28 protein-coding genes are annotated in these 26,861 nt (G+C 59.8%); 17 read left to right on the top strand and 11 right to left on the bottom strand.

Going from position 1 to position 26,861, the window contains the following annotated elements; translation table 11 throughout:
• Nucleotides 1-125 precede the first annotated feature (125 nt).
• A complete protein-coding gene (locus ICY20_RS05775; protein ID WP_159961211.1) occupies nucleotides 126-1,100 on the bottom strand; it encodes an alpha/beta hydrolase family protein in 975 nt (324 codons plus the stop codon).
• Between the two features lie 77 nt (nucleotides 1,101-1,177).
• On the opposite strand from ICY20_RS05775, the gene ICY20_RS05770 reads away from it, so the two are divergent.
• The 13 genes from ICY20_RS05770 to ICY20_RS05710 all read left to right on the top strand — a co-directional run bounded on the left by ICY20_RS05770 (nucleotide 1,178) and on the right by ICY20_RS05710 (nucleotide 15,130).
• Complete coding sequence (locus ICY20_RS05770) at nucleotides 1,178-3,172, top strand: PAS domain-containing sensor histidine kinase (protein ID WP_159961209.1); 1,995 nt, start codon at nucleotides 1,178-1,180, stop codon at nucleotides 3,170-3,172.
• Nucleotides 3,173-3,190: 18 nt separating this feature from the next.
• Complete coding sequence (locus tag ICY20_RS05765) at nucleotides 3,191-3,820, top strand: response regulator (protein WP_159961207.1); 630 nt, start codon at nucleotides 3,191-3,193, stop codon at nucleotides 3,818-3,820.
• Nucleotides 3,821-4,045: 225 nt separating this feature from the next.
• Nucleotides 4,046-5,158: an ABC transporter ATP-binding protein gene (locus ICY20_RS05760; RefSeq protein WP_159961205.1), complete on the top strand. Its 1,113-nt coding sequence runs from the start codon at nucleotides 4,046-4,048 to the stop codon at nucleotides 5,156-5,158.
• Nucleotides 5,159-5,202: 44 nt separating this feature from the next.
• Nucleotides 5,203-6,243 carry an ABC transporter substrate-binding protein gene (locus ICY20_RS05755; protein WP_194937111.1) on the top strand — a complete coding sequence of 347 codons (1,041 nt, stop codon included), beginning with the start codon at nucleotides 5,203-5,205 and terminating at the stop codon, nucleotides 6,241-6,243.
• Nucleotides 6,244-6,423: 180 nt separating this feature from the next.
• Entirely contained in the window at nucleotides 6,424-7,656 is a 1,233-nt protein-coding gene (locus ICY20_RS05750) for an ABC transporter permease (protein ID WP_194937110.1), read from the top strand.
• A 13-nt stretch (nucleotides 7,657-7,669) separates the two neighbouring features.
• Nucleotides 7,670-8,494, top strand: a complete 825-nt coding sequence (locus ICY20_RS05745) for an ABC transporter permease (RefSeq protein WP_159961201.1) — start codon at nucleotides 7,670-7,672, stop codon at nucleotides 8,492-8,494.
• A 242-nt stretch (nucleotides 8,495-8,736) separates the two neighbouring features.
• Nucleotides 8,737-9,411 (top strand): ribulose-phosphate 3-epimerase, encoded by a 675-nt coding sequence (rpe, locus tag ICY20_RS05740; protein ID WP_159961199.1) that lies wholly within the window; start codon nucleotides 8,737-8,739, stop codon nucleotides 9,409-9,411.
• Nucleotides 9,408-10,226, top strand: coding sequence for a phosphoglycolate phosphatase (locus tag ICY20_RS05735; protein ID WP_194937109.1), 819 nt, complete (start codon nucleotides 9,408-9,410; stop codon nucleotides 10,224-10,226). The genes rpe and ICY20_RS05735 overlap by 4 nt, the downstream gene beginning before the upstream one ends.
• Nucleotides 10,227-10,293: 67 nt before the next feature.
• Nucleotides 10,294-11,775: an anthranilate synthase component I gene (gene trpE, locus ICY20_RS05730; protein ID WP_194937108.1), complete on the top strand. Its 1,482-nt coding sequence runs from the start codon at nucleotides 10,294-10,296 to the stop codon at nucleotides 11,773-11,775.
• A 10-nt stretch (nucleotides 11,776-11,785) separates the two neighbouring features.
• Nucleotides 11,786-12,379 (top strand): aminodeoxychorismate/anthranilate synthase component II, encoded by a 594-nt coding sequence (locus ICY20_RS05725; protein WP_194937107.1) that lies wholly within the window; start codon nucleotides 11,786-11,788, stop codon nucleotides 12,377-12,379.
• Between the two features lie 9 nt (nucleotides 12,380-12,388).
• Entirely contained in the window at nucleotides 12,389-13,438 is a 1,050-nt protein-coding gene (gene trpD, locus ICY20_RS05720; RefSeq protein WP_159961191.1) for an anthranilate phosphoribosyltransferase, read from the top strand.
• Nucleotides 13,435-14,274, top strand: a complete 840-nt coding sequence (gene trpC, locus ICY20_RS05715; protein ID WP_159961189.1) for an indole-3-glycerol phosphate synthase TrpC — start codon at nucleotides 13,435-13,437, stop codon at nucleotides 14,272-14,274. Before trpD ends, trpC begins: the two co-directional genes overlap by 4 nt.
• 160 nt (nucleotides 14,275-14,434) lie before the next feature.
• The gene (locus tag ICY20_RS05710; protein ID WP_159961187.1) at nucleotides 14,435-15,130 is read left to right on the top strand and encodes a lipoate--protein ligase family protein; all 696 of its coding nucleotides are present in this window, start codon (nucleotides 14,435-14,437) and stop codon (nucleotides 15,128-15,130) included.
• On the opposite strand, the gene crp is transcribed toward ICY20_RS05710, so the two are convergent.
• Complete coding sequence (gene crp, locus ICY20_RS05705) at nucleotides 15,127-15,771, bottom strand: cAMP-activated global transcriptional regulator CRP (RefSeq protein ID WP_159961185.1); 645 nt, start codon at nucleotides 15,769-15,771, stop codon at nucleotides 15,127-15,129. The two genes, ICY20_RS05710 and crp, sit on opposite strands and share 4 nt — an antisense overlap.
• 246 nt (nucleotides 15,772-16,017) lie before the next feature.
• Between crp and ICY20_RS05700 the strand changes: the two genes are divergently transcribed.
• Nucleotides 16,018-16,440, top strand: a complete 423-nt coding sequence (locus ICY20_RS05700) for an OsmC family protein (protein WP_124364628.1) — start codon at nucleotides 16,018-16,020, stop codon at nucleotides 16,438-16,440.
• Between the two features lie 56 nt (nucleotides 16,441-16,496).
• Here the strand turns inward: ICY20_RS05700 and coq7 are convergent, their stop codons facing one another.
• From coq7 to hemJ, 6 genes are all read right to left on the bottom strand, one after another.
• Complete coding sequence (gene coq7 / locus ICY20_RS05695; protein ID WP_017138087.1) at nucleotides 16,497-17,144, bottom strand: 2-polyprenyl-3-methyl-6-methoxy-1,4-benzoquinone monooxygenase; 648 nt, start codon at nucleotides 17,142-17,144, stop codon at nucleotides 16,497-16,499.
• Nucleotides 17,145-17,240: 96 nt separating this feature from the next.
• The gene (locus tag ICY20_RS05690) at nucleotides 17,241-17,579 is read right to left on the bottom strand and encodes a histidine triad nucleotide-binding protein (protein ID WP_122487311.1); all 339 of its coding nucleotides are present in this window, start codon (nucleotides 17,577-17,579) and stop codon (nucleotides 17,241-17,243) included.
• A 46-nt stretch (nucleotides 17,580-17,625) separates the two neighbouring features.
• The gene (locus tag ICY20_RS05685) at nucleotides 17,626-18,414 is read right to left on the bottom strand and encodes an SDR family NAD(P)-dependent oxidoreductase (RefSeq protein WP_159961181.1); all 789 of its coding nucleotides are present in this window, start codon (nucleotides 18,412-18,414) and stop codon (nucleotides 17,626-17,628) included.
• 61 nt (nucleotides 18,415-18,475) lie between these two features.
• A complete protein-coding gene (locus ICY20_RS05680) occupies nucleotides 18,476-19,438 on the bottom strand; it encodes a DUF805 domain-containing protein (RefSeq protein ID WP_194937106.1) in 963 nt (320 codons plus the stop codon).
• Nucleotides 19,439-19,506: 68 nt separating this feature from the next.
• The gene (locus ICY20_RS05675) at nucleotides 19,507-20,469 is read right to left on the bottom strand and encodes an NAD(P)H-dependent flavin oxidoreductase (protein ID WP_194937105.1); all 963 of its coding nucleotides are present in this window, start codon (nucleotides 20,467-20,469) and stop codon (nucleotides 19,507-19,509) included.
• 24 nt (nucleotides 20,470-20,493) lie between these two features.
• The gene (hemJ, locus tag ICY20_RS05670) at nucleotides 20,494-20,922 is read right to left on the bottom strand and encodes a protoporphyrinogen oxidase HemJ (protein WP_159961175.1); all 429 of its coding nucleotides are present in this window, start codon (nucleotides 20,920-20,922) and stop codon (nucleotides 20,494-20,496) included.
• 135 nt (nucleotides 20,923-21,057) lie between these two features.
• Here hemJ and argC point away from each other — a divergent pair, with 135 nt between their 5' ends.
• Both argC and erpA read left to right on the top strand, forming a co-directional pair.
• Nucleotides 21,058-22,092 (top strand): N-acetyl-gamma-glutamyl-phosphate reductase, encoded by a 1,035-nt coding sequence (gene argC, locus ICY20_RS05665; protein ID WP_010206935.1) that lies wholly within the window; start codon nucleotides 21,058-21,060, stop codon nucleotides 22,090-22,092.
• Nucleotides 22,093-22,258: 166 nt separating this feature from the next.
• Nucleotides 22,259-22,609, top strand: coding sequence for an iron-sulfur cluster insertion protein ErpA (gene erpA / locus ICY20_RS05660; RefSeq protein ID WP_003176443.1), 351 nt, complete (start codon nucleotides 22,259-22,261; stop codon nucleotides 22,607-22,609).
• 65 nt (nucleotides 22,610-22,674) lie between these two features.
• Here the strand turns inward: erpA and ICY20_RS05655 are convergent, their stop codons facing one another.
• Both ICY20_RS05655 and ICY20_RS05650 read right to left on the bottom strand, forming a co-directional pair.
• Nucleotides 22,675-23,766: an anhydro-N-acetylmuramic acid kinase gene (locus ICY20_RS05655; protein ID WP_194937104.1), complete on the bottom strand. Its 1,092-nt coding sequence runs from the start codon at nucleotides 23,764-23,766 to the stop codon at nucleotides 22,675-22,677.
• Nucleotides 23,767-23,769: 3 nt separating this feature from the next.
• The gene (locus tag ICY20_RS05650) at nucleotides 23,770-25,188 is read right to left on the bottom strand and encodes a peptidoglycan DD-metalloendopeptidase family protein (RefSeq protein ID WP_159961171.1); all 1,419 of its coding nucleotides are present in this window, start codon (nucleotides 25,186-25,188) and stop codon (nucleotides 23,770-23,772) included.
• 209 nt (nucleotides 25,189-25,397) lie between these two features.
• On the opposite strand from ICY20_RS05650, the gene tyrS reads away from it, so the two are divergent.
• Nucleotides 25,398-26,597 (top strand): tyrosine--tRNA ligase, encoded by a 1,200-nt coding sequence (gene tyrS, locus ICY20_RS05645; protein WP_017739632.1) that lies wholly within the window; start codon nucleotides 25,398-25,400, stop codon nucleotides 26,595-26,597.
• Between the two features lie 36 nt (nucleotides 26,598-26,633).
• Here the strand turns inward: tyrS and ICY20_RS28145 are convergent.
• Nucleotides 26,634-26,861, bottom strand: a 228-nt coding sequence (locus ICY20_RS28145; RefSeq protein ID WP_228758336.1) for a hypothetical protein, incomplete at its 5' end; no start/stop codon positions are given.

The following is a 26,861-nucleotide window of genomic DNA, read 5'->3' as shown; positions in this document are numbered from 1 at the left end:
GTGCAAACCCAATTCAATGTGGGAGGGGGCTTGCCCCCGATGGCGGTGTGTCAGTCAACACATGTATCAACTGACAGATAGCTATCGGGGGCAAGCCCCCTCCCACATTTACCCTGCGGTGTTTATCAGTCTGTAGCCGCCTGCGGGCTCAACCACCCACGCACCCTTCGATACAACTGCTCCTGCTCCGCCGCACTGTTGCCAGGCACGGTCTTGAGCGACACTTGCTTATACCCCTCATTCTTCAACCGCTTGGCCGCCTGTGCCCGTGCCTGGGCATTTTTGCGGGCCTGGGCATTGTCTTGATAGAACACATCGGCGGTCGGCAGCTTCAGCCCCGGCACCAATTGCTGCACATCTGGATGACGTCCGTTCGGCGTCTGCGCGGCAACCATGACCAGTTTTTGAACTTGGGACGGCTGCTTCTCGGTCAAATACCGTGCGGCCCACCAAGCACCGGTGCCATGGCCGACCAGCACGACGCTGCGGGCACTCTGGGTTTGGGCGAAGGCCACTGCGGCGTCGATGCGGTCGAAGATGCGCGACGCATCAGTCTTATCCTGTTCATCTGCGCCCGGCACTACCGACGGGTCAGTGCCCTCGGCTTCGGCGCTGGCGGCTTGCTCGATAGGCTTGTCGGCGGTGCTGGCTTCCTTGCTGCTGGTGTCGACGGTGGCCTTGGGCGCTTCCATCACGCGGGGTGGCAGGGTGTCTACGCTCACATCCGGCAATGACAGGCTGAGGGTGCCCCAGTTGGCGTCCGGCAATTTGTGGCGCAATGGGCCGATGGCTTGAGGCCAGTCAGCATTTTCACCGCTGCCCGGTACGATAATCACCACGCCTTCAGGCTCGGCGCTATTAGCGGGTTTCCACAGGGCGAGGAATGAATCGCTGCCGGCCTGCAGTTGTTGCTGTTCCTGCTGGGGGATTGTGCGTGTAAGAAAGCTGGCTTCTTCCTGGCTGCGCTCTGGCAAAGGCTGGCGTTCTACCGGTTTTTCGGCGACCGGCGGCGGTGCGTCTGCGGCGTTTACACAAAAGGCGCTGGTAAACAGCAGCGACAGGCACAATGCTGGCAGTGCCGAGCGGTGAATAAAGGGCATCGTTAATTCCCGGCCAGAAGAGATTCCAGCAGCCTAATGGGTTGGTCAGTGTTTGTCAGTGATGTGAGACGTGGATCATGGGTTTTCGCTGTCTGCTGTTTATCGGCTGTTTATGCTTTGCCTTGATGGCGAATGCCGCGACTGTGCCCGCCGTGCCGCAGGCGCAGCTCACTGCACAGCAACGCGAATGGTTGGCTCAGCACCCGGAGCTGCGGGTGGGCGTGGTATTGCAGGCGCCTTTCGCCCAATACGACCGACGCTTGCAGCGGTTGTCCGGGGCCAATGTAGAGCTGATGCAGTGGCTGGCCAGGGCGCTGAATATCGAGCTGACCTGGCGCAACTTTCCCAACCAGGACCAGCTGGAAGCTGCCCTGCGCGACGGCGAGATAGACATGGCCCCCGGCCTGCAACAAACCCCGTCCGGCTTGCGCCTGTGGTTATTTACCGACCCTTATATGCGCGTGCCCCAGCACATCGTCGGTATTCGTGACGGCGGCGGCGCGGTGGAGCTGGAAAAGCTCGACGAGCAATCGCGCGTTGCCGTACGCATGCCCAGCGCCGTGGCCGACTACCTGCGCAGCACCTACCCGAGCCTCAACCTGCAAGGCGTGCCCATCGAGCGCCAGGCCCTGCAATTGCTGGTGAGCCAGCAGGCGCGTTATGCGGTGGTGGATGAGGCGCAGTTGAGCCGGTTGTCTGGCGAGGCGGAGTTCGCCGGGTTGGCGGTGGTCGGGGATATCGGCCTGCCGCAGTTGCTGCGGGTAGCCACCCGCCGCGATTGGCCCGAGCTGTCCGGCATCATGGAAAGCGCCCTGCGTGCCATCCCCGCCCGTGACCTGGACCAACTGCACAGCCGTTGGCTGCAACCCAAGTACCCTCGGCTGACCGAGTCCCCAGGCTTGTGGCAGAACATCAGCCTGTTGTTAGCGCTACTGCTGCTCGCCAGCCTGGCAGTGGTGTTCTGGCAGCGCCGTCAGCAACGGGCGCTTGAGCACGGCCTGCTTGCCGCCCGCGAAGAAAGCGCGGCCCGCGCCGCCGGTGCCGAAGCGCTGCGATTGACGCAATTTTCTATCGACCAAAGCACCGTCGGCATCCTGTGGGTCAATTGGGACAGCCATGTGCGCTACGCCAACCGCGCCGCCGAAACCATGCTCGGCTATGGCCCTGACGCGTTGATCGAGCGCCCGCTGGCCGACCTCGACCCGACGCTGCACATGGACCGCTGGCTCAACCTGTGGAAGCGCGCCCGCGCCAGCGAAGACGGCCCGCAGAACTTTGCCACCGATTGTCGGCGCGCCGACGGCAGCACATTGCCCGTCAACGTTTCCTTGAGCTTTCTGCGGTTTGCCGACGCCGAATACCTGGTGGTCTACCTCAACGATGTCACCGAACTGCGCCGCACGTTGGCCGCGTTGCTGCAAAGTGAAGCGCAGTTGCGCGAGCTGTCCGCCCACCTGGAAACCGTGCGCGAAGAAGAAAAAGCCCGCATCGCCCGCGAAGTGCACGACGAACTCGGGCAGATGCTCACCGTGCTCAAGCTGGAAACCTCCATGTGCGAACTGGCCTACGCGCAGTTGGACCCCGGCCTGCACGAGCGCTTGAACAGCATGAAGCGCCTGATCGCCCAACTGTTCCAACTGGTACGCGATGTGGCCACTGCATTACGCCCGCCGATTCTCGATGCGGGCATTGCGTCGGCCATTGAATGGCAGGCACGGCGTTTTGAAGCGCGTACACAAATCCCCTGTCTGGTCCAAGTTCCAGATAATCTGCCGACCTTGAGCGATGCCAAGGCCATCGGCTTGTTTCGCATCTTGCAGGAGGCGCTGACCAACGTGATGCGCCATGCCCAGGCGCATACAGTCGAGCTGACCCTGGCGGTGGAAGGCACCGATTTAAGGCTGACGATCAGCGATGATGGTGTCGGTTTCGTCCAGGCCCAAGGCCGCGCCGTGTCGTTTGGCCTGGTGGGCATGCGCGAGCGGGTGCTGATCATGGGTGGGCAGTTGAGCCTGCACAGCGAGTTGGGGGAGGGCACTACCCTGAGTGTCACGGTGCCGTTGGATGCATAACGATAAGAGGAAGCCCCTGTGATACGCGTACTGGTAGCCGAAGATCACACTATTGTTCGTGAAGGCATCAAGCAATTGATCGGCCTGGCCAAAGACCTGCTGGTGGTGGGCGAGGCGAGCAATGGTGAACAATTGCTGGAGACCTTGCGCCATGTGCCGTGTGAGGTGGTGTTGCTGGATATCTCGATGCCCGGCGTCAACGGTCTGGAAGCCATCGCGCGGATTCGTGCGCTGAGCAACCCGCCGGCGATCCTGGTGCTGTCGATGCACGATGAAGCGCAAATGGCCGCCCGTGCCTTGAAGGTCGGCGCAGCCGGCTACGCCACCAAAGACAGTGACCCGGCGCTGTTGCTCACGGCCATTCGCAAAGTCGCGGCGGGCGGGCGTTACATCGACCCGGACCTGGCCGACCGCATGGTCTTCGAAGTCGGCCTCACCGACTCTCGGCCCTTGCATTCTCTACTCTCGGAGCGCGAGTTCTCGGTATTCGAGCGCCTGGCCCAGGGCGCCAACGTCAACGACATCGCCCAGCAACTGGCCCTGAGCAGCAAGACCATCAGCACCCACAAGGCGCGGTTGATGCAAAAGCTCAATATCACCTCGTTGGCGGAGCTGGTGAAGTACGCCATGGAACACAAGTTGCTCTAACCACATACCTAATAACGACACCTTTGAAACACCCTCAATCCCATTCTTGCCGCTTGCAGCTTCGCCCTTGTGGCTGCACCGTCCCGTACGCGCCATCCGTGTAGGGCGTTCCCTACCCCAAACCTTCCATCCGGCTGATGCAATTCTCTCCCGGCCCCCGATTTCCGGGGTCTCGCGGCTGGACTACGCTTGTGCCACAGCAGTCCAAAACACAAAGGTGCGGGTATGAGCGAGGTGGATTCAAATGAGGTCCTGGTCAGCTTTCGTGGCGTGCAGAAGAGCTACGACGGCGAGAACCTGATCGTCAAAGACCTCAACCTTGAGATTCGCAAGGGCGAGTTCCTCACCTTGCTCGGGCCTTCCGGTTCGGGCAAGACCACCAGCCTGATGATGCTTGCCGGCTTTGAAACGCCGACCGCGGGCGAAATCCAGCTGGCCGGGCGCTCCATCAACAATGTGCCGCCGCACAAGCGCGACATTGGCATGGTGTTCCAGAACTACGCGCTGTTCCCGCACATGACGGTGGCCGAGAATCTCGCGTTCCCGCTGTCGGTGCGTGGTTTGAGCAAGACTGACATCAGCGAGCGGGTCAAACGCGTGCTGAGCATGGTGCAGCTCGACGCCTTCGCCCAGCGCTACCCGGCGCAACTGTCCGGCGGTCAGCAACAGCGTGTGGCCCTGGCCCGTGCGTTGGTGTTTGAACCTCAGTTGGTGCTGATGGACGAACCCCTCGGCGCCCTCGACAAACAGCTGCGCGAACACATGCAGATGGAGATCAAACACCTGCACCAGCGCCTCGGCGTGACGGTGGTGTACGTGACCCACGACCAGGGCGAAGCCTTGACCATGTCTGATCGCGTGGCAGTGTTCCACCAGGGCGAGATCCAGCAGATCGCCCCGCCGCGCACGCTGTATGAAGAACCGAAAAACACCTTCGTTGCCAACTTTATCGGCGAGAACAACCGCCTCAACGGCCGCCTGCACAGCCACACCGGCGACCGCTGCGTGGTGGAGCTGGCGCGGGGCGAGAAGGTCGAGGCGCTGGCGGTGAACGTCGGCCAGATTGGCGGCCCGGTGACCCTGTCGGTGCGCCCCGAGCGCGTCAGCCTCAATGGCTCCAGCGAAAGCTGCGTCAACCGTTTCTCGGGCCGGGTGGCTGAGTTCATCTACTTGGGCGACCACGTGCGGGTGCGCCTGGAAGTCTGCGGCAAGGCCGATTTTTTTGTGAAACAACCGATTGCCGAGCTGGACCCAGCGTTGGCGGTTGGCGACGTGGTACCGATTGGCTGGCAAGTCGAGCACGTTCGCGCACTCGACCCACTTCTAGAGGCGAATTAATCGCCCCCATGGCTTCACCAACCCTGCACGTGGAGAGAACAACAATGTTGAAATCCTTGAAGTATTCAGCGCTGGCCCTCGGTTTGATGGGCGCGACCCAGGCCATGGCCGGCCCGGACCTCACGGTCGTGTCCTTTGGTGGCGCGAATAAGGCGGCCCAGGTCAAGGCGTTCTACGCGCCGTGGGAAAGCGCGGGCTACGGCAAAATCGTCGCCGGTGAGTACAACGGCGAAATGGCCAAGGTCAAAGCCATGGTCGACACCAAGAGCGTCTCCTGGGACCTGGTCGAAGTAGAGTCGCCAGAGCTGTCCCGTGGCTGCGACGAAGACATGTTCGAGCCCCTGGACCCGAAACTGTTCGGCAACACCGCCGACTACGTAAAAGGCGCAATCCAGCCCTGCGGCGTGGGTTTCTTCGTGTGGTCCACCGTGTTGGCCTACAACGCCGACAAGCTGACCAGCGCGCCAACCAGCTGGGCCGATTTCTGGGACACCAAGAAATTCCCGGGCAAGCGCGGCCTGCGTAAAGGCGCCAAGTACACCCTGGAATTCGCCCTGATGGCCGACGGCGTAGCGCCCAAAGACGTCTACAAAGTGCTGGCCGGTAAAGATGGCCAGGACCGTGCCTTCAAGAAACTCGATGAGCTCAAGCCGTCGATCCAGTGGTGGGAAGCCGGCGCACAGCCGCCGCAGTACCTCGCTTCGGGTGACGTAGTGATGAGCTCGGCCTACAACGGCCGCATCGCCGCCGTGCAGAAAGAAAGCAACCTCAAAGTGGTGTGGAACGGCGGCATCTACGACTTCGACGCATGGGCGATTCCTAAAGGCCTGGCCAAAGACCGTGCAGAAGCCGCGAAGAAATTCATCGCCTTCTCGGTACAGCCGCAGCAGCAGAAGACCTACTCGGAAAACATCGCCTACGGCCCGGCCAACACCCAAGCCGTACCGTTGCTGGCCAAGGACATCCTCAAGGACATGCCGACCACCCCGGAAAACATCGCCAATCAGGTGCAGATCGACGTGAGCTTCTGGGCGGATAACGGCGAGCAGTTGGAGCAGCGTTTTAACTCGTGGGCTGCCAAGTAACTCTTGTCGTACCTGTAACCCCTGTGGGAGGGGGCTTGCTCCCGATAGCGGTGCATCAGTAGATACATTCATCAACTGACAGACTGCTATCGGGAGCAAGTCGAACCGTCGCACCGCCCCTCCCACATGGATCTTCTGTGTTCAGTAGATTGCATTCAATTTCAAGAATCGGAGTTTGCCATGGACATCGCCATTCCAGGCCCCACCCTCAAGCAGCGCCTGGCGCGTGCCGAGCGGCTCAATCGCTGGAAGGCCCAGGCCTTGATTGCGCCGCTGGTGCTGTTTTTGCTGTTGGTGTTTCTGGTGCCCATCGTTGCGCTGCTGTTTAAGAGCGTCGGCAACCCGGAAGTGGTCGCGGGTTTGCCGCGCACCGTGGTGGCGGTTACCGCCTGGGATGGCCGTGGCCTGCCGGGTGAGCCGGTGTACCAGGCCCTCAGTGAAGACCTGGGCGAAGCCCGCAAAAACCAGACCCTGGGCGACTTGTCCAAACGCTTGAACATGGAACTGGCCGGCTATCGCAGCCTGCTGACCAAAACCGCGCGGGCGCTGCCGTTTACCGAAGCCCCGGCCTCTTATAAAGATGCGCTGGAAAACCTCGACGAACGCTGGGGCGACCCGGCGTACTGGCAGGCGATTCGGCGCAATACCAGCAGCCTGACGCCGTTCTACCTGCTGGCCGCCGTCGATCATCGTATCGACGACCTCGGCGAAGTGGCCCCGGCCACGCCGGACCAGGCGATCTACCTGGACATCTTCGCCCGTACCTTCTGGATGGGTCTGGTGATCACTGCCATCTGTTTGGTGTTGGCTTACCCGCTGGCGTACCTGCTGGCCAACCTGCCGGCGCGCAAAAGCAACCTGCTGATGATTCTGGTCTTGCTGCCGTTCTGGACCTCGATCCTGGTACGGGTGGCGGCGTGGATCGTATTGCTGCAATCCGGGGGGCTGATCAACAGTGCGTTGATGGGCATGGGGTTGATCGACAAGCCGCTGGAGTTGGTGTTCAACCGTACCGGGGTCTACATCTCGATGGTGCACATCCTGCTGCCGTTTATGATTTTGCCGATCTACAGCGTGATGAAAGGCATCTCACCCACCTATATGCGTGCGGCGATTTCCCTGGGTTGCCACCCGTTCACCAGTTTCTGGCGCGTGTACTTCCCGCAGACCTACGCCGGTGTGGGCGCCGGGTGCCTGTTGGTGTTCATCCTGGCGATCGGTTACTACATCACCCCGGCACTGCTGGGCAGCCCGAACGACCAGATGGTCAGCTACTTCGTGGCGTTCTACACCAACACCAGCATCAACTGGGGTATGGCCACGGCGCTGGGCGGCTTGCTGCTGCTGGCCACTGTGGTGCTGTACCTGATCTACAACCGGCTGGTGGGCGCCAGCCGCCTGCGCCTGAGCTAAGGAGACCGTTGCGATGCTGAGCCCTTATATGTCGCCCGTTGAGCGGGTGTGGTTCTACAGCTTGCGGATTCTCTGCGGCTTGATCCTGCTGTTCTTGATATTGCCGGTGCTGGTGATCATCCCGCTGTCGTTCAACAGCGGCAGTTTTCTGGTGTACCCGCTGCAAGGCTTCTCTCTGCACTGGTACCAGGATTTCTTCGCCTCGGCCGAATGGATGCGTGCGCTGAAGAACAGCATCATCGTTGCGCCGGCGGCCACGGTGTTGGCCATGGTGTTCGGCACCCTGGCGGCGATTGGCCTGACGCGGGGCAATTTCCCGGGCAAGGCGTTGGTGATGGCGTTGGTGATCTCGCCGATGGTAGTGCCGGTGGTGATCATTGGCGTCGCCAGTTACCTGTTTTTTGCGCCGTTGGGGCTGGGCAACAGCTTTTTCTCGCTGATCGTAGTGCACGCGGTGCTGGGTGTGCCGTTTGTGATCATCACCGTGTCGGCGACCTTGCAAGGGTTCAATCACAACCTGGTGCGGGCGGCGGCCAGCCTGGGGGCTTCGCCGATCACGGCGTTTCGCCGGGTGACCTTGCCACTGATTGCGCCGGGGGTGATTTCCGGGGCGTTGTTTGCGTTTGCCACCTCGTTTGATGAAGTGGTGGTGACACTGTTCCTCGCCGGGCCCGAGCAAGCGACGTTGCCGCGCCAGATGTTCAGCGGGATTCGCGAGAACCTCAGCCCGACGATTGCAGCGGCGGCTACCTTGCTGATTGCCTTCTCGGTGTTGCTGTTGCTGACGTTGGAATGGTTGCGCGGCCGAAGCGAAAAACTGCGTACCGCCCAAGTATAAAGCCTACTGGAAATCAAAATGTGGGAGGGGGCTTGCCCCCGATAGCGGAGTGTCAGCCAATGCATCCAGCAACTGACCCACTGCCATCGGGGGCAAGCCCCCTCCCACATTGGATCTCCGACAGTGGTTTCGCGTTGTTTGAGGGAGCGTCTGCCTAGCCATTGAGCCAGGTCACGGTGCGCACGGCAAAGCATGCGGTATACAATGCGCGCCATCGTGATTTAGCTCAAAAAAGGTGCGTCATGCAGCCCTTCGTCATTGCTCCATCGATTCTCTCCGCCGACTTCGCCCGCCTGGGTGAAGAAGTGGACAAGGTGTTGGCCGCCGGTGCCGACTTCGTGCACTTCGATGTCATGGACAACCACTACGTGCCCAACCTGACCATCGGCCCGATGGTGTGCTCGGCACTGCGCAAATACGGCATCACTGCGCCGATTGATGCGCACCTGATGGTCAGCCCGGTAGACCGCATCATCGGTGACTTCATCGAAGCCGGCGCGACCTACATCACCTTCCACCCGGAAGCCACGCTGCACGTGGACCGCACCCTGCAACTGATCCGCGAAGGCGGCTGCAAGGCCGGCCTGGTGTTCAACCCGGCGACCCCGCTGGACGTGCTCAAGTACGTAATGGACAAGGTCGACATGGTGCTGTTGATGAGCGTCAACCCAGGTTTTGGCGGGCAGAAGTTCATCCCCGGCACCCTCGACAAGCTACGCGAAGCCCGCGCACTGATCGACGCTTCGGGCCGTGATATCCGCCTGGAAATCGACGGCGGGGTCAACGTCAATAACATCCGTGAAATCGCGGCGGCTGGCGCCGATACCTTTGTGGCCGGCTCGGCGATCTTCAATGCGCCGAACTACCAGGATGTCATCGACAAGATGCGTTCCGAGCTGGCGCTGGCACGTCCATGAGTGGCTTTGAGCAGCTGTTCCCCGGTAAATTGCCACGGCTGGTGATGTTCGATCTGGACGGTACCTTGATCGACTCGGTGCCCGACCTGGCAGCGGCGGTGGACGAGATGCTGCTCAAACTGGGGCGCCCGCCTGCGGGGCTCGAGTCGGTGCGTGAGTGGGTCGGCAACGGCGTGCACATGCTGGTGCGTCGGGCCCTGGCCAACCACATCGATGCCGAAGGGGTCGATGAGGTCGAGGCCGAGCACGCCCTGGAACTGTTCAACGCCGCCTATGAAGACGGCCACGAGCTGACCGTGGTTTACCCCGGCGTTCGCGACACCCTCAAGTGGCTGAGCAAGCAGGGTGTGGAAATGGCCTTGATCACCAATAAGCCGGAGCGCTTCGTCGCGCCGCTGTTGGACCAAATGAAAATCGGCCGCTATTTCCGCTGGATCATCGGCGGCGATACCTTGCCGCAGAAGAAACCCGACCCGGCGGCGCTGTTTTTCGTGATGAAAATGGCCAATATCCCGGCGTCGCAGTCGCTGTTCGTCGGCGATTCGCGCAGTGATGTGCAGGCGGCAAAGGCCGCTGGCGTGCAGTGCGTGGCCCTCAGTTACGGCTATAACCATGGGCGGCCCATCGCCGAAGAGTCACCGTCGCTGGTGATTGATGACCTGCGACTGCTAATCCCCGGTTGCTTGGGAACCGGCGCTGAGATAACGTTGCCCGACACCGATCCGTCCCCTTCTGGAAATTCCATCGTGGTGGTCACTCGCAAACTCTGGATGAAAGTCATCAAGGCCCTGGCCCGCTGGCGTTGGCGCGCCTGACTGATCCTGGCCGCGCTGCGGCACGTTTGCATACCTGACCGTTAGACCCTCAAGCCACGAGGCACCTATGATCCGCGAAGAATTCCTGCGTTTGGCCGCTGCCGGCTATAACCGTATCCCCCTGGCCTGTGAAACTCTGGCCGACTTCGACACGCCGCTGTCGATCTACCTGAAACTGGCCGACGAGCCCAATTCCTATTTGTTGGAATCGGTTCAAGGCGGCGAGAAGTGGGGCCGTTATTCGATCATCGGCCTGCCGTGCCGCACCGTCATGCGCGTTCACGATCATCATGTGAGCATCACCCATGATGGCGTCGAGATCGAAAGCCATGATGTAGAAGACCCGCTGGCGTTCGTCGAAACCTTCAAGGCGCGTTACAACGTGCCGACCATCCCTGGCTTGCCGCGTTTCAACGGTGGCCTGGTGGGTTATTTCGGTTACGACTGTGTGCGTTATGTGGAAAAACGCTTGGGCAAGTGCCCGAACCCAGACCCGCTGGGCGTGCCAGACATTCTGCTGATGGTCTCCGATGCGGTTGTGGTCTTCGACAACCTGGCCGGCAAGATGCACGCGATAGTGCTCGCCGACCCATCCCAGGCGGACGCGTTCGAGCAAGGCCAGGCCAGTCTGCAAGCGCTGCTGGAAAAACTGCGCCAGCCGATCACCCCGCGTCGCGGCCTGGACCTCAGCCGTCCACCGGCGGCCGATCCGATCTTTCGTTCAAGCTTTACCCAGGATGACTACGAGCGCGCCGTCGATACCATCAAGGAATACATCCTTGCCGGTGACTGCATGCAGGTGGTGCCGTCGCAACGCATGTCCATCGACTTCAAGGCCGCGCCGATTGACCTGTACCGCGCGCTGCGCTGCTTCAACCCGACGCCGTACATGTACTTCTTCAATTTTGGCGACTTCCACGTGGTGGGCAGCTCGCCGGAAGTGCTGGTGCGGGTCGAAGATAACCTGATCACCGTGCGCCCGATCGCCGGCACCCGACCACGTGGCGTGACCGAAGAAGAAGATGTGGCGCTGGAAAAAGACCTGCTCAGCGACGACAAGGAAATCGCCGAGCACCTGATGCTCATCGACCTGGGCCGCAACGACACCGGGCGTGTCTCGGAAATCGGTTCGGTGAAGCTCACTGAGAAGATGGTCATTGAGCGTTATTCCAACGTGATGCACATCGTCTCCAACGTCACTGGCGAGCTGAAGGCTGGCTTGACTGCGATGGACGCACTGCGGGCGATTTTGCCGGCCGGTACTTTGTCGGGTGCGCCGAAGATCCGCGCGATGGAAATCATCGACGAACTGGAGCCGGTCAAGCGTGGTGTCTACGGCGGCGCCGTGGGGTATTTCGCCTGGAACGGCAACATGGACACGGCCATTGCGATCCGCACCGCCGTGATCAAGGACGGGGAGCTGCACGTGCAGGCCGGTGGCGGGATTGTCGCCGACTCGGTGCCGGCCCTCGAATGGGAAGAAACCCTGAACAAGCGCCGCGCGATGTTCCGCGCCGTTGCGCTGGCTGAACAGACCCCCAATTCCTGAGGTTGCCCCCATGTTGCTGATGATTGATAACTACGATTCCTTTACCTACAACGTTGTGCAGTACTTGGGCGAGTTGGGTGCCGAGGTCAAGGTCGTGCGCAACGACGAAATGACCGTGGCCGAGATCGCTGCCTTGAACCCGGAGCGCATCGTTGTTTCGCCAGGCCCGTGCACGCCGACCGAGGCGGGTATTTCCCTCGAAGCGATCAAGTATTTCGCTGGCAAGCTGCCGATTTTGGGCGTGTGCCTGGGCCACCAGTCCATCGGCCAGGCCTTTGGCGGTGACGTGGTGCGTGCGCGCCAGGTGATGCACGGCAAGACCAGCCCGGTGTTCCATAAAGACTTGGGCGTATTTCAGGCACTGAACAACCCGGTGACGGTGACCCGCTACCACTCGCTGGTGGTCAAGCGCGAAACCCTGCCCGAATGCCTGGAACTGACCGCCTGGACCCAGCTGGAAGACGGCTCGGTCGATGAGATCATGGGCCTGCGTCACAAGATACTGAATGTCGAAGGGGTGCAATTTCACCCTGAATCGATCCTGACCGAGCAGGGCTACGAGCTGTTCGCCAACTTTCTCAAGCAAAGCGGCGGCACGCGCTAAGGACTTTCCATGGATATCAAGACTGCCCTGAGCCGTATCGTCGGCCATCTGGACCTGAGCACCGCTGAAATGAGCGATGTGATGCGCGAGATCATGACCGGCCAATGCACCGATGCGCAGATCGGCGCGTTCATGATGGCGATGCGCATGAAGAGCGAGAGCATCGACGAGATCGTCGGCGCCGTTTCGGTGATGCGTGAGCTGGCCGACAAGGTTGAACTCAAGACCCTCGACGGTGTGGTGGATGTGGTCGGCACCGGCGGCGACGGTGCCAACATCTTCAACGTGTCCACGGCTTCGTCTTTTGTGGTGGCGGCGGCCGGTTGCACCGTGGCCAAGCACGGTAACCGTGCGGTGTCCGGCAAGAGCGGCAGTGCCGACCTGCTGGAAGCGGCCGGCATTTACCTGAACCTGACCCCGGTACAAGTGGCACGTTGCATCGACAATGTCGGCATCGGCTTTATGTTTGCGCAAACCCACCACAGCGCGATGAAGTACGCCGCCGGCCCGCGTAAAGACTTGGGCCTGCGCACGCTGTTCAACATGCTCGGCCCGCTTACGAATCCGGCCGGTGTGAAGCACCAGGTGGTGGGGGTGTTCAGCCAGGCGCTGTGCCGCCCGTTGGCCGAAGTGCTGCAACGCTTGGGCAGCAAGCATGTGCTGGTGGTGCATTCCAAAGACGGCCTGGACGAGTTCAGCCTGGCAGCACCGACCTTTGTGGCGGAGCTTAAGAATGACCAGATCACTGAATATTGGGTTGAGCCGGAAGACTTGGGCATGAAGAGCCAGAGCCTGCATGGTTTGGCAGTAGAAAGCCCGGCGGCCTCCCTTGAGTTGATCCGCGATGCTCTGGGGCGTCGCAAGACCGAGAACGGTCAAAAAGCTGCCGAGATGATTGTTTTGAATGCTGGCGCGGCGCTTTATGCGGCCGACCATGCCTATAGTCTTAAGGAAGGTGTCGCCTTGGCCCACGATGCGTTGCACACCGGCCTGGCCCGCGAGAAGCTCGAAGAGCTCGGCGCATTCACCGCCGTATTCAAGATGGAGAATGAAGGATGAGTGTGCCGACCGTTCTGGAAAAGATCCTGGCCCGCAAGGCCGAAGAAGTGGCTGAGCGTCGCGCTCGTGTGAGCCTCGCCGAGCTGGAAAGCCAGGCGAAGCTTGCCGATGCACCGCGTGGTTTCGCCAAAGCGCTGATCGCCCAGGCCAAGCTCAAGCAGCCGGCGGTGATTGCCGAGATCAAGAAAGCCTCGCCGAGCAAAGGCGTAATTCGTGAACACTTCGTGCCTGCCGAGATCGCTGTCAGCTATGAGAAGGGCGGCGCGACCTGCCTGTCGGTACTGACCGATATCGATTACTTCCAGGGTGCCGACCTTTACCTGCAACAGGCCCGTGCTGCGTGCAAGTTGCCGGTGATCCGCAAGGACTTCATGGTCGACCCGTACCAGATCGTCGAAGCCCGCGCTTTGGGCGCCGATTGCGTGCTGTTGATCGTCTCTGCACTGGATGACGTGAAGATGGCCGAGCTGGCGGCCGTTGCCAAAAGCGTTGGCCTGGATGTGTTGGTGGAAGTGCATGACGGCGATGAGCTGGAGCGCGCACTGAAAACCCTCGACACACCGCTGGTGGGGGTCAATAACCGCAACTTGCACACCTTTGAAGTCAGCCTGGAAAACACCCTCGACTTGCTGCCGCGTATTCCGCGTGATCGTTTGGTGATTACCGAGAGTGGCATCGTCAATCGCGCTGATGTGGAACTGATGGAGATCAGTGAGGTGTACTCGTTCCTGGTGGGTGAGACGTTTATGCGGGCGGAGAACCCGGGGGCGGAGTTGCAGCGATTGTTCTTCCCGGAGCGGGGTGGGGCAGTGGTCAGCGGTTCGACGTTGGATTGATCGAACGCGATCAATATTTGAAATGCAGTCTAAGTGTGGGAGCGGGCTTGCTCGCGAAAGCGGTGCATCAGTCGCCACATGTGCTGGCTGATACACCGCTTTCGCGAGCAAGCCCGCTCCCACATTGGGTTTTGTGTTTATTCAGATAGGTAGATGTTTGATGGTTCAGCCAGTGGTGATGACTGTTGAAGCTGGCCTTGCCGCCGAGCAAGCCTTGTTGGCCGCCGTCTGCGCTGGCGAACAAGAGTTCGGCTTGCTGTTCTGGCAACCCAGCGACCAAGCGCTGGTCATGCCGCGCCGGTTGAGCCGCCTACCTGCCTTTGAAACCGCCAGCCAGGTCAGTGTCGCCGCCGGTTGGCCTGTATTACTTCGCGAAACCGGCGGCGAGCCGGTGCCGCAGTCGAGTGCTACGGTCAACATCGCCTTGGTCTACGCGCCACCGCGCAGCGAAGGTGATCAAAATCGCATCGAAACCGGTTACCTGCGTTTGTGTCAGCCGATCTGCGACTTGCTGATCGAGTTGGGTGGTGACGCATCCGTCGGCGAAATCGACGGCGCGTTCTGCGATGGCCGCTATAACGTCAATCTTGACGGCCGAAAAATGGTCGGCACTGCCCAGCGTTGGCGGCAAGCGGGTGGTCGTCCGGTGGGTTTGGTGCACGGTGCACTGCTGTTGGATAACGACCGTGACGAGTTGATTGCCGCGGTCAATCGCTTCAATGAAGCCTGCGGCCTTGAGCAACGCGTACGTGCCGATAGCCATATCGCTTTGCACGAAGCCTTCCCTGTGCCGGATGCCATCACTCGGCTGGACACCTTGTACCGTCAGATGCTGGCCAGCTTCCTGCCGGTTTAACGGGTACCGAACACCACCATCGTCTTGCCTTTGACGTGGACCAGGTTGCGTTCCTCCAGGTCCTTGAGCACGCGGCCGACCATTTCCCGTGAACAACCAACAATGCGCCCGATTTCCTGGCGCGTGACCTTGATCTGCATGCCGTCGGGGTGAGTCATGGCGTCGGGCTGCTTGCACAGTTCCAACAGGCAGCGGGCGACACGGCCGGTGACGTCGAAAAAAGCCAGGTCGCCGACTTTGCGCGTGGTGTCCCGCAGGCGCTGGGCAATCTGGCCGCTGAGGGCGTAGAGAATGTCCGGGTCTTGCTGGGCCAGCTCGCGGAACTTGGTGTAACTGATCTCGGCAACTTCGCATTCGATCTTGGCCCGCACCCAGGCGCTGCGTTCTTGCTCTTTGCCCGGCTGCTCGAACAGCCCCAACTCCCCAAAAAAATCCCCGGTGTTCAAGTAGGCGATGATCATTTCGCGGCCATCTTCATCCTCGATCAGGATAGTGACCGAGCCTTTGATAATGAAGTACAGCGTTTCAGACCGCTCGCCCGCGCAAATGATGTTGTGCTTGGCCGGGTGACGCCGGCGCTGGCAATGCATCAGCAGCTTGTCGAGATTCTTGATCTTGGGTGTGGGAGTAAGGGCAACCATGGTTGTATCCCGAAAAGACAGCGCGAAGGGGGTGGAGTTGTTATATGTGTCGGTATCGGCATTGATACAGGTTGTATAAATGGTAGCAATACGCCATCGATTTGGCGCCAGCTTACCAGACACATCCTGACTCGATTAGCCAATTTGTGGGTTAAACCCTTTGTTGATCGGCTTGAGTGGGAAACGCTGTCGTGATCGGGCCCTGTGCTAAGCTGGCGACCCTTTTTTAACAGTGGAGTCTGGGCGATGAAGGCACGCATCCAATGGGCGGGCGAAGCCATGTTCCTCGGTGAGTCGGGCAGTGGCCATGTAGTGGTCATGGACGGTCCGCCGGAAGCTGGTGGCCGTAACCTGGGCGTACGCCCGATGGAAATGCTCCTGCTTGGTGTGGGCGGTTGCAGCAATTTCGACGTGGTCAGCATCTTGAAGAAGTCCCGTCAGGCCGTGGAAAGCTGCGAAGCCTTCCTGGAAGCCGAGCGCGCCACTGAAGATCCGAAAGTGTTCACCAAGATTCATATGCATTTCGTGGTGAAGGGCCGGGCGCTGAAAGAAGCCCAGGTCAAGCGTGCCATCGAGTTGTCGGCCGAGAAGTACTGCTCGGCGTCGATCATGCTCGGCGCAGCCGGTGTGGCCATCACCCATGACTACGAAATCGTAGAGTTGGGTTGATCGCTTAACAGCAGGCAAAAAGAAGGGCGCTCTGAGAAAGCGCCCTTTTTTTCGGATTAAATCCGGTACGTGCTTTTGGTCATGACCTTGGCCAGCACGCTCATGCCGAAGCGTACCGGCGCCGGGAAACGGAAACCGCCGGCATCCAATGCACTTTCGGCGTGGTGTTCTTCATCGATGCGCATCTGTTCGAGAATCGCGCGGGACTTTTCGTCTTCGGCCGGCAGTTGTTCCAGATGTTCATCCAGGTGTTTGCACACTTGGTGTTCGGTCGCGGCGACGAAACCGAGGCTGACTTTGTCGCTGATCAGGCCGGCGGCGGCGCCGATGCCAAACGACAAGCCGTAAAACAGCGGGTTCAGCACACTCGGGTGGCTGCCGAGTTGGCGGATACGTTGCTCGCACCAAGCCAGATGGTCAATCTCTTCCTCGGCCGCATGCTCCATGGCTGCACGCACCTGCGGCAGCTTGGCGGTCAGCGCCTGGCCTTGGTACAGCGCCTGGGCACAGACTTCGCCGGTATGGTTGATGCGCATCAAGCCGGCCACATGGCGGGTGTCGGTCTCGCTCATCTGTGCATCAGGCTGCACGATGGCGGGCGAGGGGCGATATGGCTGCCCGCTGAAGGGTAGCAGCGTGCGCATGGCCATGTCGGCTTGCAGTAACAGACGGTCAATCGGCGAGTAGTGACGTTGGGTAGTCATGCTGACCTCCGGGAAGAATCTCGGCGGCCAGTTTACCGCAAGAGATGGGCGAGCGTTTGCGCTGAGTCAATTTGCCCTTGTGGTTGGCGGGCTGTCTCAGCCCGGCGGCCAGTTCATCTGGCGCTGGCCTAGCACATGCATATGGATGTGATAAACGGTCTGCCCGCCTTTAGGGTTGCAGTTCATTACCACGCGAAAACCTTCCTCGCAGCCCTGCTCCAGTGCCAGACGCTGGGCGGTGAACAAAATATGCCCCGCCAGGGCTTTGTCTTCTTCAGTCAGGTCGTTGAGGGTGGGGATATGTTTCTTCGGGATAACCAGGAAATGCACAGGGGCCGCCGGGTTAATGTCCTTGAAGGCCAGGACTTGATCATCTTCGTAGATGATATCGGCAGGTATTTCTCTGTTGATGATCTTGGTGAACAGAGTATCCACAGCTGTTTCTCCATTATGAATGTGCAGGGTGAGTGTACTCAGGCGCTCAGCGTGGGCAATAGGCCTTGTTGATCGCGCCGGCAATCTTGCGGGTGAGCCAGCGGGGGCTCAAGCGCGGGCTGAAGGCGAGCCAGCGGTTGCCTCGGCCGGGAATGATGATGGCTTTGTTCTTGTCGAGGGCGCGCACGGTGTAGAGCGCGACTTCTTCGGGGCTCATCAGTTTGTCGCTGCGTTCGAGTTTGGCGGTGTCCATTTGCGCGGTGCCGAAGAAGGCGGTACGCGTTGGGCCTGGGCAGAGCACAGAGACCTTGATACCACAGCTTTTCAGTTCTTCGCGCAAACCTTCGGAGAAGTGCAGCACATAGGCCTTGCTGGCGTAGTAGCTGCTCATCCATGGGCCGGGCTGGAAGGCGGCCACCGATGCGACATTGAGGATCTGCCCGCCGCCGTGCAGCGCCATGGCGTTGCCAAGGGCGTGGCACATACGGGTCAGGGCCAGGATATTGACCTCGATCAGGTCTTGTTCGGTCATCCAGTCCTGGGCCAGGAACGGCCCGCTGGTGCCAATGCCGGCGCAGTTGACCAGCAGGTCGATCTGCCGTTCGCCTTCTTCAAGCTCCAGCAGAAACCCGGACAAACGCAGCGGCTCGCCCAGGTCGCAGGCACGAAAAAGCACCTCGACGCCGAAGCGTTGAGTCAATTCGATTGCAATGCTTTCCAACTGATCACGCTGACGGGCCACCAGAATCAAGCTGCGGCCGCGCCGGGCCAGTGCTTCGGCCATGGCCAGGCCGATGCCGCTGGAGGCGCCGGTGATCAGAGCGTAACGGGTCATGCCTTTCTCCATCGCAACGCCGCCTGCCTGCGACAGTGCATCACAGGCGGCGGGCGTTTCTTTACTGTTCTGGAGAGTCTACAGGTTCGGCTGCCTCGTCAGCACTTTGCGCTTCGTCTTCATCAACGCTTACACCTTGGTCGGTGGTGTCATCGGAGGTCATGGAGCTGCTTTCGTAACTGCTGTCGACGTTGGCTTCGAGCTGGTTGAGATAGCCATTCATGCCCAGGGTGACCACGATGATCAGCATCAGTGGAATGAAGGCCAGCCACATAGAGGCCAGAACCTTCACCGCCGTGGAGTTGCGTGGCGGTGGGGCGCCGTATTGGTTGGCGCCCGGGTTACCTGGCATCACCAGAAGCAGCAGCGGGAAAATGCTGTTCACCAGCGGGACCAGGTTCAGCAAGTAGAGCCAGCCCGACCAGCCCAGGTCGTGCAGGCGCTGTACGCCGATTTGCACGCTGACCACGACGATCGCAATACACAGCGCAAAACCCAGCAGTGAGCCGAGAATAATGCCTGCGGTTGGCGATGCGGTGGCTACAGCAAAACCGGCTGTGGCAATGATGCCGCCGGCGACGAGCATCGCGACGGTCAGTACCAGTGTCCAGGCCAGGTAGCGCAGGCGCCCGATGCGCCCGTTGATCGTAAAGACGTTAAGCGTTGCGTACTCGGGCAAGTTATCGCCCACCAGTGCGCGCGGTGGCGCGTAAGGGGAGGTTGCAGGCTGGGAGAAGCCAGCGTTGCTGGAGCCCGTCTCGTGGGTTTCGGCAAGGCTGAAGGCCACGGGTTGTTCGGCTTCGATACGTGCGTCTACACCGGCGTTTTTCAGCGCAGACAGGTAGGTTTCGGCATCCGGGCGGGACAGATCGCGTTTGAGCGCGACCGTGCGGCCGGTGAATAGCTTTTCGATGGCTTCGACATCGCTCTTGAACAACTCGGCGAGGTTCAGTTTGGCAGTGGTGCTTTCGACCCCCGGGAGCAAGGCTCCATCAAACACAATCTTGAAACGGCTGTCGCTCATGCGGGCATCCTTGTCACTTAATCAGGGAAGGGGTAAAGGCCTGCTCAATTGGCAGGCCTTGCGGTGGGTCAGCGTGGCCAGCGAAGCTGTGTGGCCTGCTCGCGAGCCGCGCGGTATTCGGCATCCAGACGGGCAATGAGTTCATCAACACTGAGCAAATCATTGATCTCGCCCACGCCCTGGCCGGCAGACCAGACAGTCTTCCAGGCCTTGGCTTCATCGCTCAATGGCTTGAGCTTGGAACCGAAGTTGACTTCGCCTTTGCCTTGCAAGGCGGCGAGGTCGAAACCGGCGTTTTCCAGGCTCTGGCGCATAAAGCTGGCGGGCACGCCGGAGACAGCGGGAGTGTGCACGATGTCGGCGGCGCGCGATGTGAGCAGCATCTCTTTATACGCATCCGGGGCGTGGCTTTCGGTGGTGCCGATAAAACGTGTGCCGAAATAGGCCAAGTCTGCCCCCAGCAGTTGGGCGGCGAGAATCTCGTGCCCGTGGTTGAGGCAGCCGGCGAGCAGAAGGGTCTTATCGAAAAACTGGCGAATCTCGGCGATCAGAGCGAAGGGGCTCCAGGTGCCGGCGTGACCACCGGCGCCGGCGGCCACGGCGATCAAGCCATCCACACCCGCTTCGGCGGCTTTCTCGGCATGGCGCCGAGTGGTGACATCGTGAAACACCAGGCCGCCGTAGCTGTGCACAGCATCGACCAGCTCTTTCACAGCGCCCAGGCTGGTGATGACGATGGGCACTTTGTGCTCGACGCAGATCGCCAGGTCAGCCTCAAGCCGAGGGTTACTGTTGTGCACGATCAGGTTGACGGCATACGGCGCGGGGTTGTCCAACTGCGCCAGGCCCGCCTCGATTTCTTCCAGCCAGGCCTTGAAGCCACTGCTTTCGCGCTGGTTGAGCGCCGGGAAACTCCCGACTACCCCGTTGCGGCAGCACGCCAGCACCAGTTGCGGGTTGGAAATCAGGAACATCGGCGCCGCCACTACCGGCAAGCGCAGACGTTGTTCAAGCAAAGCGGGCAGCGACATTGGAGGTACCCCGTGTGATTGAAGTTAGAACGGTTTGACCACGACCAAAATTACGATAGCCAGCAATAGCAGAACCGGGACTTCATTGAACCAGCGATAAAAGACATGGCTGCGGGTGTTTTCGCCACGGGCGAAGCGTTTTACCTGTGCGCCGCACATGTGGTGGTAGCCGATCAGTAGAACTACCAGGGTCAATTTAGCGTGAATCCAGCCGCCCGATTGAAAGATGCTTGGGTTGAGGTAGATCAGCCAAATGCCAAACGCCAGGGAGGCAATCATCGCCGGCCCCATGATGCCGCGGTACAGCTTGCGCTCCATGAGACTGAAGCGCTCCTTGCTGACGGTGTCCTCGCTTTGAGCGTGGTAGACGAACAGGCGCGGAAGATAGAACAGCCCGGCAAACCAGCAGACGATGCTGATGATGTGGAAGGCTTTGACCCATAGATAAAGCATTTTTAGTTATTCCCAGGTTCACGGTAGCCGAGATAGTAGTGGCTCATGCGCCCGTACGTCACGTTGACGGTTGTCGCAGGACGATACGGCCCCTATTATCGACGGCTTTCCAGTGGGTTCGTTGAGGGCAGGTTTATGGTCAAGGTCGGTATCGTCGGCGGCACGGGTTACACCGGTGTCGAATTGCTGCGTCTGTTGGCTCAGCATCCGCAAGCTGAGGTGGTGGTGATCACTTCCCGATCCGAGGCCGGGTTGGCCGTGGCCGATATGTACCCGAACCTGCGAGGCCACTATGACGGCCTGGCGTTCAGCGTTCCGGACATCAAGACCCTGGGCGCCTGTGATGTGGTGTTCTTCGCCACGCCTCACGGCGTTGCCCACGCGCTGGCGGGTGAGTTGCTGGCCGCCGGTACCAAGGTCATCGACCTGTCGGCTGACTTCCGTCTGCAGGACGCTGATGAGTGGGCCAAGTGGTATGGCCAGCCTCATGGTGCGCCAGAGTTGTTGGAAGAGGCGGTCTACGGCCTGCCGGAAGTCAATCGTGAGCAGATCAAGCAAGCGCGCCTGATTGCTGTGCCAGGTTGCTATCCAACCGCTACGCAACTGGGTTTCTTGCCACTGCTTGAAGCAGGGCTGGCGGACGCTTCGCGGCTGATCGCGGACTGCAAGTCGGGCGTCAGCGGCGCCGGTCGTGGCGCTGCGGTAGGTTCGCTGTACTCCGAAACGTCGGAAAGCATGAAGGCCTACGCGGTAAAAGGGCATCGTCACTTGCCGGAAATTCGCCAGGGGCTGCGTCGTGCCGCCGGCAAGGATGTGGGCCTGACGTTTGTGCCGCATCTGACGCCGATGATTCGTGGCATTCACTCCACGCTGTACGCAACCGTGGTGGATCGCTCGGTAGACCTGCAGGCGTTGTTCGAGAAGCGCTACGCCAATGAACCGTTCGTCGACGTTATGCCTGCGGGCAGCCATCCGGAAACCCGCAGCGTGCGCGGTGCCAACGTCTGCCGTATTGCTGTGCACCGTCCGCAGGATGGCGACCTGGTGGTGGTGTTGTCGGTGATCGATAACCTGGTCAAGGGCGCGTCGGGCCAGGCGGTGCAGAACATGAACATCCTGTTTGGGCTGGATGAGAAGCTGGGCTTGTCCCATGCAGGCATGCTGCCTTAAGGCAGTTAGCGCCGTTAAGCAAAAGGCCCGTTGATCGGGCCTTTTGTGTTTTTAATGGCGGCAGCGCAGATTGATATACCGTAACAATAGTTGACCGCTTTTCTAGGAGAAGCGGATAATGCCCGCCATTACGCATATGGCGGCGCTACGCCGGGAGATTATCAGCATGAGCGTTGAGTCCTTCACCCCCACGGCTTTGCAATTCACCCACGGTGCTGCGCACAAGGTGAAGAGCCTGGTCGATGAAGAGGGTAATGATCGCTTGAAGCTGCGCGTATTCGTTACGGGCGGCGGTTGTTCAGGGTTTCAGTACGGTTTTACCTTCGATGAAGATGTGGCCGATGACGACACCATCGTCGAACGCGAGGGTGTGAGCCTGGTCGTAGACCCGATGAGCTTCCAATACCTGGCGGGTGCCGAGGTGGATTACCAGGAAGGTCTGGAAGGTTCGCGCTTTGTGATCAAGAATCCTAACGCTACTACCACGTGTGGTTGCGGGTCTTCGTTCTCGATCTGATCGATTTCGGATACAAAAACGCCGCTTGGCTTTGATAGGCCAAGCGGCGTTTTGCTGTCTGGGGTTTAAGCGGGGTAAATTGCGCCCAGTACCCGTAGCCCGCGCGCGCCGGTGACGCTGGGGCGGTTGGCTGCGATGCCTTCCAGGCAACAATGGGCCAGCCACGCGAAGGCCATGGCTTCTACCCAGTCGGGGTCTACGCCGTGGCTGGCGGTGCTGGCGACTTGAGTCGCGGGTAGCAACGCAGACAGCCGCTTCATCAGTGTCGCGTTATGGGCGCCGCCGCCGCAGACCAGCAGCGTTTCGGTCTGGGGTTGTGCGCTTTGCAGGGACTCGACGATGGTCAGGGCGGTCAGTTCCAGCAGTGTGGCCTGGACGTCTTGAGGTTCGAATGCGCTTAGGCGGCCAAGGTGGTGTTGCAGCCAGCCCAGGTTGAACACTTCGCGCCCGGTGCTTTTAGGGCCCTGGGTTACAAAAAACGGGTCACTGAGCAAGGTATTGAGTAGGGGTAACTGGACCTTGCCACAGGCCGCCCACTGGCCACCACGATCAAAGTGTTCGTCGCGTTGCTGGTGGATCCAGGCATCGAGCAGGACATTGCCTGGGCCACAGTCGAATCCGGCTACCGGTTTTCCGGTCTCGATCAGGCTCAGATTGCTGAAACCTCCAACATTCAATACCGCTCGGTTACCGTTGCTTTCGCCAAATAGCGCTTCATGAAAGGCGGGAACCAGCGGGGCGCCCTGGCCACCAGCTGCAACATCGCGGCTACGGAAGTCGCTGACCACGGTAATTCCTGTCAGCTCAGCCAGTAAGGCGGGGTTGCCGATCTGTACGGTAAAGCCCCGAGCGGGCTCATGGCGGATGGTCTGGCCATGGCTGCCGATCGCGCGGATGTCTTGAGGCTTGAAGTTTTGCTGGTTCAGCAGTGCATGAATACCCTGGGCGGCTAGTGTCACCCAATGCTGTTGGGCGATGGCCGAACGGGCGATTTCATCCGGGCCGCTGGCGCAGAGGCCGAGCAATTCGGTGCGCAGTGCATCAGGCATGGGAATGTAGTGAGTGGCGATCAGCTTGATCGCCGAGTCTTGTTCGATCAAGGCGATGTCCAGGCCATCGAGGCTGGTCCCGGACATCACACCTATATAGAGCGGCATCCCTTAGCGCTTCGCCGAGGCCAGCAGGGTGGAACGCTCTTGGTCCATGCGTGCCATCAGCGGCTGGCTTTGTTGCATGAAACGTGCGCGCTCGGCCTTGGCGATTGGGTCGGCCATCGGCAGCTTTTGGCCCAATGGGTCGACGTGTACACCATTCACCTGGAATTCATAATGCAGGTGTGGGCCAGTGGACAAGCCGGTAGTGCCGATATAACCGATCACTTGGCCTTGCTTCACGGTACCGCCAGTCTGCACGCCCTTGGCGAAGCCTTGCATGTGGCCATACAGCGTACGGTAGGTGTTGCCGTGTTGGATGATCACGGTATTGCCGTAACCGCCGCGACGTCCAGCCAGCAGTACCTTCCCGTCCCCGGCAGCCTTGATCGGCGTGCCACGAGGGGCTGCGTAGTCGACACCTTTGTGGGCGCGAATTTTGTTCAGAATTGGGTGCTTGCGGCCCATGGAGAAACGGGAGCTAATACGGGCGAAGTCCACCGGCGTACGGATGAACGCTTTGCGCATGCTATTGCCGTCGGCGGTGTAGTAGCTACTGTTGCCTTGTTTGTTGGTGTAGCGCACGGCGGTGTAGGTCTTGCCGCGGTTGGTGAAACGCGCGGAGAGAATGTTGCCGGTGCCGACCACTTTGCCGTTGGCGACCTTCTGCTCGTAGATCACATCGAATTCGTCGCCTTGGCGGATGTCCTGGGCGAAGTCGATGTCGTAGCCAAATACGCTGGCCATGTCCATGGTCATGCTGTGGGACAAGCCTGCGCGGGCGGCGGATTGCGACAGGGAGCTGTTGATTACGCCGTGTACATAGGCAGAGCGCATCACCGGTTTGGTAGTGATGCGGTTAAAGGCAAAGCCTTTTGCGCCCTTGGTCAGGGTAATGCTTTCGAGGTCGCTGGTATTGCTGTGCAGGTTGTGCAGTTGGCCGTCAGGGGTGAGCTCAAACTCAAGTTTCTGGCCGTGTTTGAGTTGCGTGAACTGCTTGGCTTGCTTGTCGCTGGCCAACACTTCGTTAACCGTGGCGGCGGGCAGGCCTACCTTTTCGAACAGGGTCGACAGCGTATCGCCTTTAGCCACAATCACTTCGCGGTGCTGAGGGTTCTTGGCTGCGTCGGCAACAGGTGCCACTTGGGGTTTGGCGGCTTGTTGCGTGTCTTCTGGGCTGCTTTCTATCTGTGCGAACGGCGATTCGGTCAGTGCATTTGTGGCTTGTTGTGCGTCGGAGGCGTCTTGATCTTGTGTCAGTTGTTCAACTGGGCTTTCCAGGTCAAGGCTCAGGGATGTTCGTTTGGCTTCTACGTCACTGGAAGGGAATACCAGGAGTGCCAGGCTGAGAAGAGCGGCGATACCACTTGCGGCGAGCAGGTGGGTCTTCGGGTAAAGCGGCGGCGCTTTAGACGGTTCTGTGGTCATAGGTAATTTTGACTTTGAAGATGAAATGGAAAAGATGAATGACATGATGAAGATGAAATAACTGTATAAAATATAACCAAATCATCTGTGGTGCAAGCTCGCGAACGCTGGGCTTGCTGAACGGTGTCCGTGCGCAGGGCAAAACTTGTAATTAGTCCCTGATCTTGTATGGTTGGTTCCCTTTTGAATCTGAGCCTTGCGGGTCTGTTATGAAGTCGGTTGAAGAGCAGCTAGCGCTGATAAAACGTGGTGCGGAAGAACTGTTGGTCGAAGCTGAGCTGATTGAGAAGCTCAAGCGTGGCCAGCCCCTGCGTATTAAAGCCGGCTTTGATCCGACGGCGCCGGATCTGCACCTGGGTCACACCGTGCTTATTAATAAGCTGCGCCAGTTCCAGGAGTTGGGGCATCAGGTCATCTTCCTTATAGGTGACTTCACCGGGATGATCGGTGATCCGAGCGGCAAGAGCGCAACGCGTCCGCCGCTGACCCGTGAGCAGGTGCTCGATAATGCCGAGACCTACAAGACTCAGGTGTTCAAGATTCTTGATCCGGCCAAGACCGAAGTGGCGTTCAACTCCACGTGGATGGATCAGATGGGGCCTGCGGACTTCATTCGCCTGACCTCGCAATACACCGTGGCGCGCATGCTTGAGCGCGACGACTTCGACAAGCGTTACTCCACCAACCAGCCTATTGCGATTCACGAGTTTCTCTATCCGCTGGTTCAGGGTTATGACTCGGTGGCCCTGCGTGCGGACGTTGAGTTGGGCGGTACTGACCAGAAGTTCAACTTGCTGATGGGGCGTGAGTTGCAGCGTGCCTATGGTCAAGAAGCTCAGTGCATCCTGACCATGCCTTTGCTGGAAGGGTTGGATGGCGTCAAGAAGATGTCCAAGTCCCTGGGTAACTATGTAGGCATCCAGGAAGCGCCGGGCGTGATGTACGGCAAGCTGGTTTCGATTCCTGATGCCTTGATGTGGCGTTATTTCGAGTTGCTGAGCTTCCGCTCGATGGATGAGATCAATGCGTTGCGCGCTGATGTCGAAGCGGGTGCCAATCCGCGTGACGTGAAGATCAAGCTGGCTGAAGAGATTGTTGCGCGCTTCCACGGTGAAGAGGCTGCGGCCAGCGCTCACCGTGCTGCGGGCAATCGTATGAAGGATGGCGAACTGCCGGACGATCTGCCTGAGGTTGAGCTTACTGCAGCAGAGGCCATGCCGATCGCCGCCGTCCTCAATAAGGCAGGCCTGGTGAAGAACTCTGCGGTTGCGCGTGATCTGCTGGGTTCAGGTGGTGTGCGTATTGATGGTGAGGTTGTGGATCGCACCTTTATATACGAGCTGGGCGCTACCCACGTTTGTCAGGCAGGCAAGAAGGCATTTGCGCGTATTACGCTCAAATCCGAATAAGTCTGAAATTAGGTGTTGACGGCGAATTATATCTGTCTATAATTCGCCCCACTTCCGGCGCAGTCGAAACGGAAAACTCCTTGGTAAACAATGAGTTACGCGGTTTTCGGCAGCAGGTTGCTTCAGTTCATCGAAGTGGTCAGGAAGTTGAAAAAGAGGTGTTGACAGCAGCGTGTAACGCTGTAGAATTCGCCTCCCGCTGATGAGAGATCTGAAGCGCAAGTGGTTGAAGTTGTTGAAGAAATCTTCGAAAGCTTCTGAAAA

It is taken from the genome of Pseudomonas pisciculturae (assembly GCF_015461805.1).
Classification (GTDB): domain Bacteria; phylum Pseudomonadota; class Gammaproteobacteria; order Pseudomonadales; family Pseudomonadaceae; genus Aquipseudomonas; species Aquipseudomonas pisciculturae.
The sequence above is the reverse complement of the archived record's forward strand: the minus strand, read 5'-3'. Positions and strand labels throughout refer to the sequence as shown.

Excerpts from the sequence above, each read along its gene's own strand:
- ICY20_RS05680 (WP_194937106.1), bottom strand. The coding sequence starts at position 19,438 with ATGAGCGACAGCCGTTTCAAGATTGTGTTTGATGGAGCCTTGCTCCCG.
- ICY20_RS05745 (WP_159961201.1), top strand. The coding sequence starts at position 7,670 with ATGCTGAGCCCTTATATGTCGCCCGTTGAGCGGGTGTGGTTCTACAGC.
- ICY20_RS05700 (WP_124364628.1), top strand. The coding sequence starts at position 16,018 with ATGAAGGCACGCATCCAATGGGCGGGCGAAGCCATGTTCCTCGGTGAG.
- argC (WP_010206935.1), top strand. The coding sequence starts at position 21,058 with ATGGTCAAGGTCGGTATCGTCGGCGGCACGGGTTACACCGGTGTCGAA.
- trpE (WP_194937108.1), top strand. The coding sequence starts at position 10,294 with ATGATCCGCGAAGAATTCCTGCGTTTGGCCGCTGCCGGCTATAACCGT.
- hemJ (WP_159961175.1), bottom strand. The coding sequence starts at position 20,922 with ATGCTTTATCTATGGGTCAAAGCCTTCCACATCATCAGCATCGTCTGC.
- ICY20_RS05675 (WP_194937105.1), bottom strand. The coding sequence starts at position 20,469 with ATGTCGCTGCCCGCTTTGCTTGAACAACGTCTGCGCTTGCCGGTAGTG.
- rpe (WP_159961199.1), top strand. The coding sequence starts at position 8,737 with ATGCAGCCCTTCGTCATTGCTCCATCGATTCTCTCCGCCGACTTCGCC.
- ICY20_RS05755 (WP_194937111.1), top strand. The coding sequence starts at position 5,203 with ATGTTGAAATCCTTGAAGTATTCAGCGCTGGCCCTCGGTTTGATGGGC.
- ICY20_RS05725 (WP_194937107.1), top strand. The coding sequence starts at position 11,786 with ATGTTGCTGATGATTGATAACTACGATTCCTTTACCTACAACGTTGTG.
- trpD (WP_159961191.1), top strand. The coding sequence starts at position 12,389 with ATGGATATCAAGACTGCCCTGAGCCGTATCGTCGGCCATCTGGACCTG.
- ICY20_RS05760 (WP_159961205.1), top strand. The coding sequence starts at position 4,046 with ATGAGCGAGGTGGATTCAAATGAGGTCCTGGTCAGCTTTCGTGGCGTG.
- ICY20_RS05685 (WP_159961181.1), bottom strand. The coding sequence starts at position 18,414 with ATGACCCGTTACGCTCTGATCACCGGCGCCTCCAGCGGCATCGGCCTG.
- ICY20_RS05710 (WP_159961187.1), top strand. The coding sequence starts at position 14,435 with ATGGTTCAGCCAGTGGTGATGACTGTTGAAGCTGGCCTTGCCGCCGAG.
- tyrS (WP_017739632.1), top strand. The coding sequence starts at position 25,398 with ATGAAGTCGGTTGAAGAGCAGCTAGCGCTGATAAAACGTGGTGCGGAA.
- ICY20_RS05770 (WP_159961209.1), top strand. The coding sequence starts at position 1,178 with ATGGGTTTTCGCTGTCTGCTGTTTATCGGCTGTTTATGCTTTGCCTTG.
- ICY20_RS05655 (WP_194937104.1), bottom strand. The coding sequence starts at position 23,766 with ATGCCGCTCTATATAGGTGTGATGTCCGGGACCAGCCTCGATGGCCTG.
- erpA (WP_003176443.1), top strand. The coding sequence starts at position 22,259 with ATGAGCGTTGAGTCCTTCACCCCCACGGCTTTGCAATTCACCCACGGT.
- crp (WP_159961185.1), bottom strand. The coding sequence starts at position 15,771 with ATGGTTGCCCTTACTCCCACACCCAAGATCAAGAATCTCGACAAGCTG.
- ICY20_RS05650 (WP_159961171.1), bottom strand. The coding sequence starts at position 25,188 with ATGACCACAGAACCGTCTAAAGCGCCGCCGCTTTACCCGAAGACCCAC.
- trpC (WP_159961189.1), top strand. The coding sequence starts at position 13,435 with ATGAGTGTGCCGACCGTTCTGGAAAAGATCCTGGCCCGCAAGGCCGAA.
- coq7 (WP_017138087.1), bottom strand. The coding sequence starts at position 17,144 with ATGACTACCCAACGTCACTACTCGCCGATTGACCGTCTGTTACTGCAA.
- ICY20_RS05750 (WP_194937110.1), top strand. The coding sequence starts at position 6,424 with ATGGACATCGCCATTCCAGGCCCCACCCTCAAGCAGCGCCTGGCGCGT.
- ICY20_RS05775 (WP_159961211.1), bottom strand. The coding sequence starts at position 1,100 with ATGCCCTTTATTCACCGCTCGGCACTGCCAGCATTGTGCCTGTCGCTG.
- ICY20_RS05735 (WP_194937109.1), top strand. The coding sequence starts at position 9,408 with ATGAGTGGCTTTGAGCAGCTGTTCCCCGGTAAATTGCCACGGCTGGTG.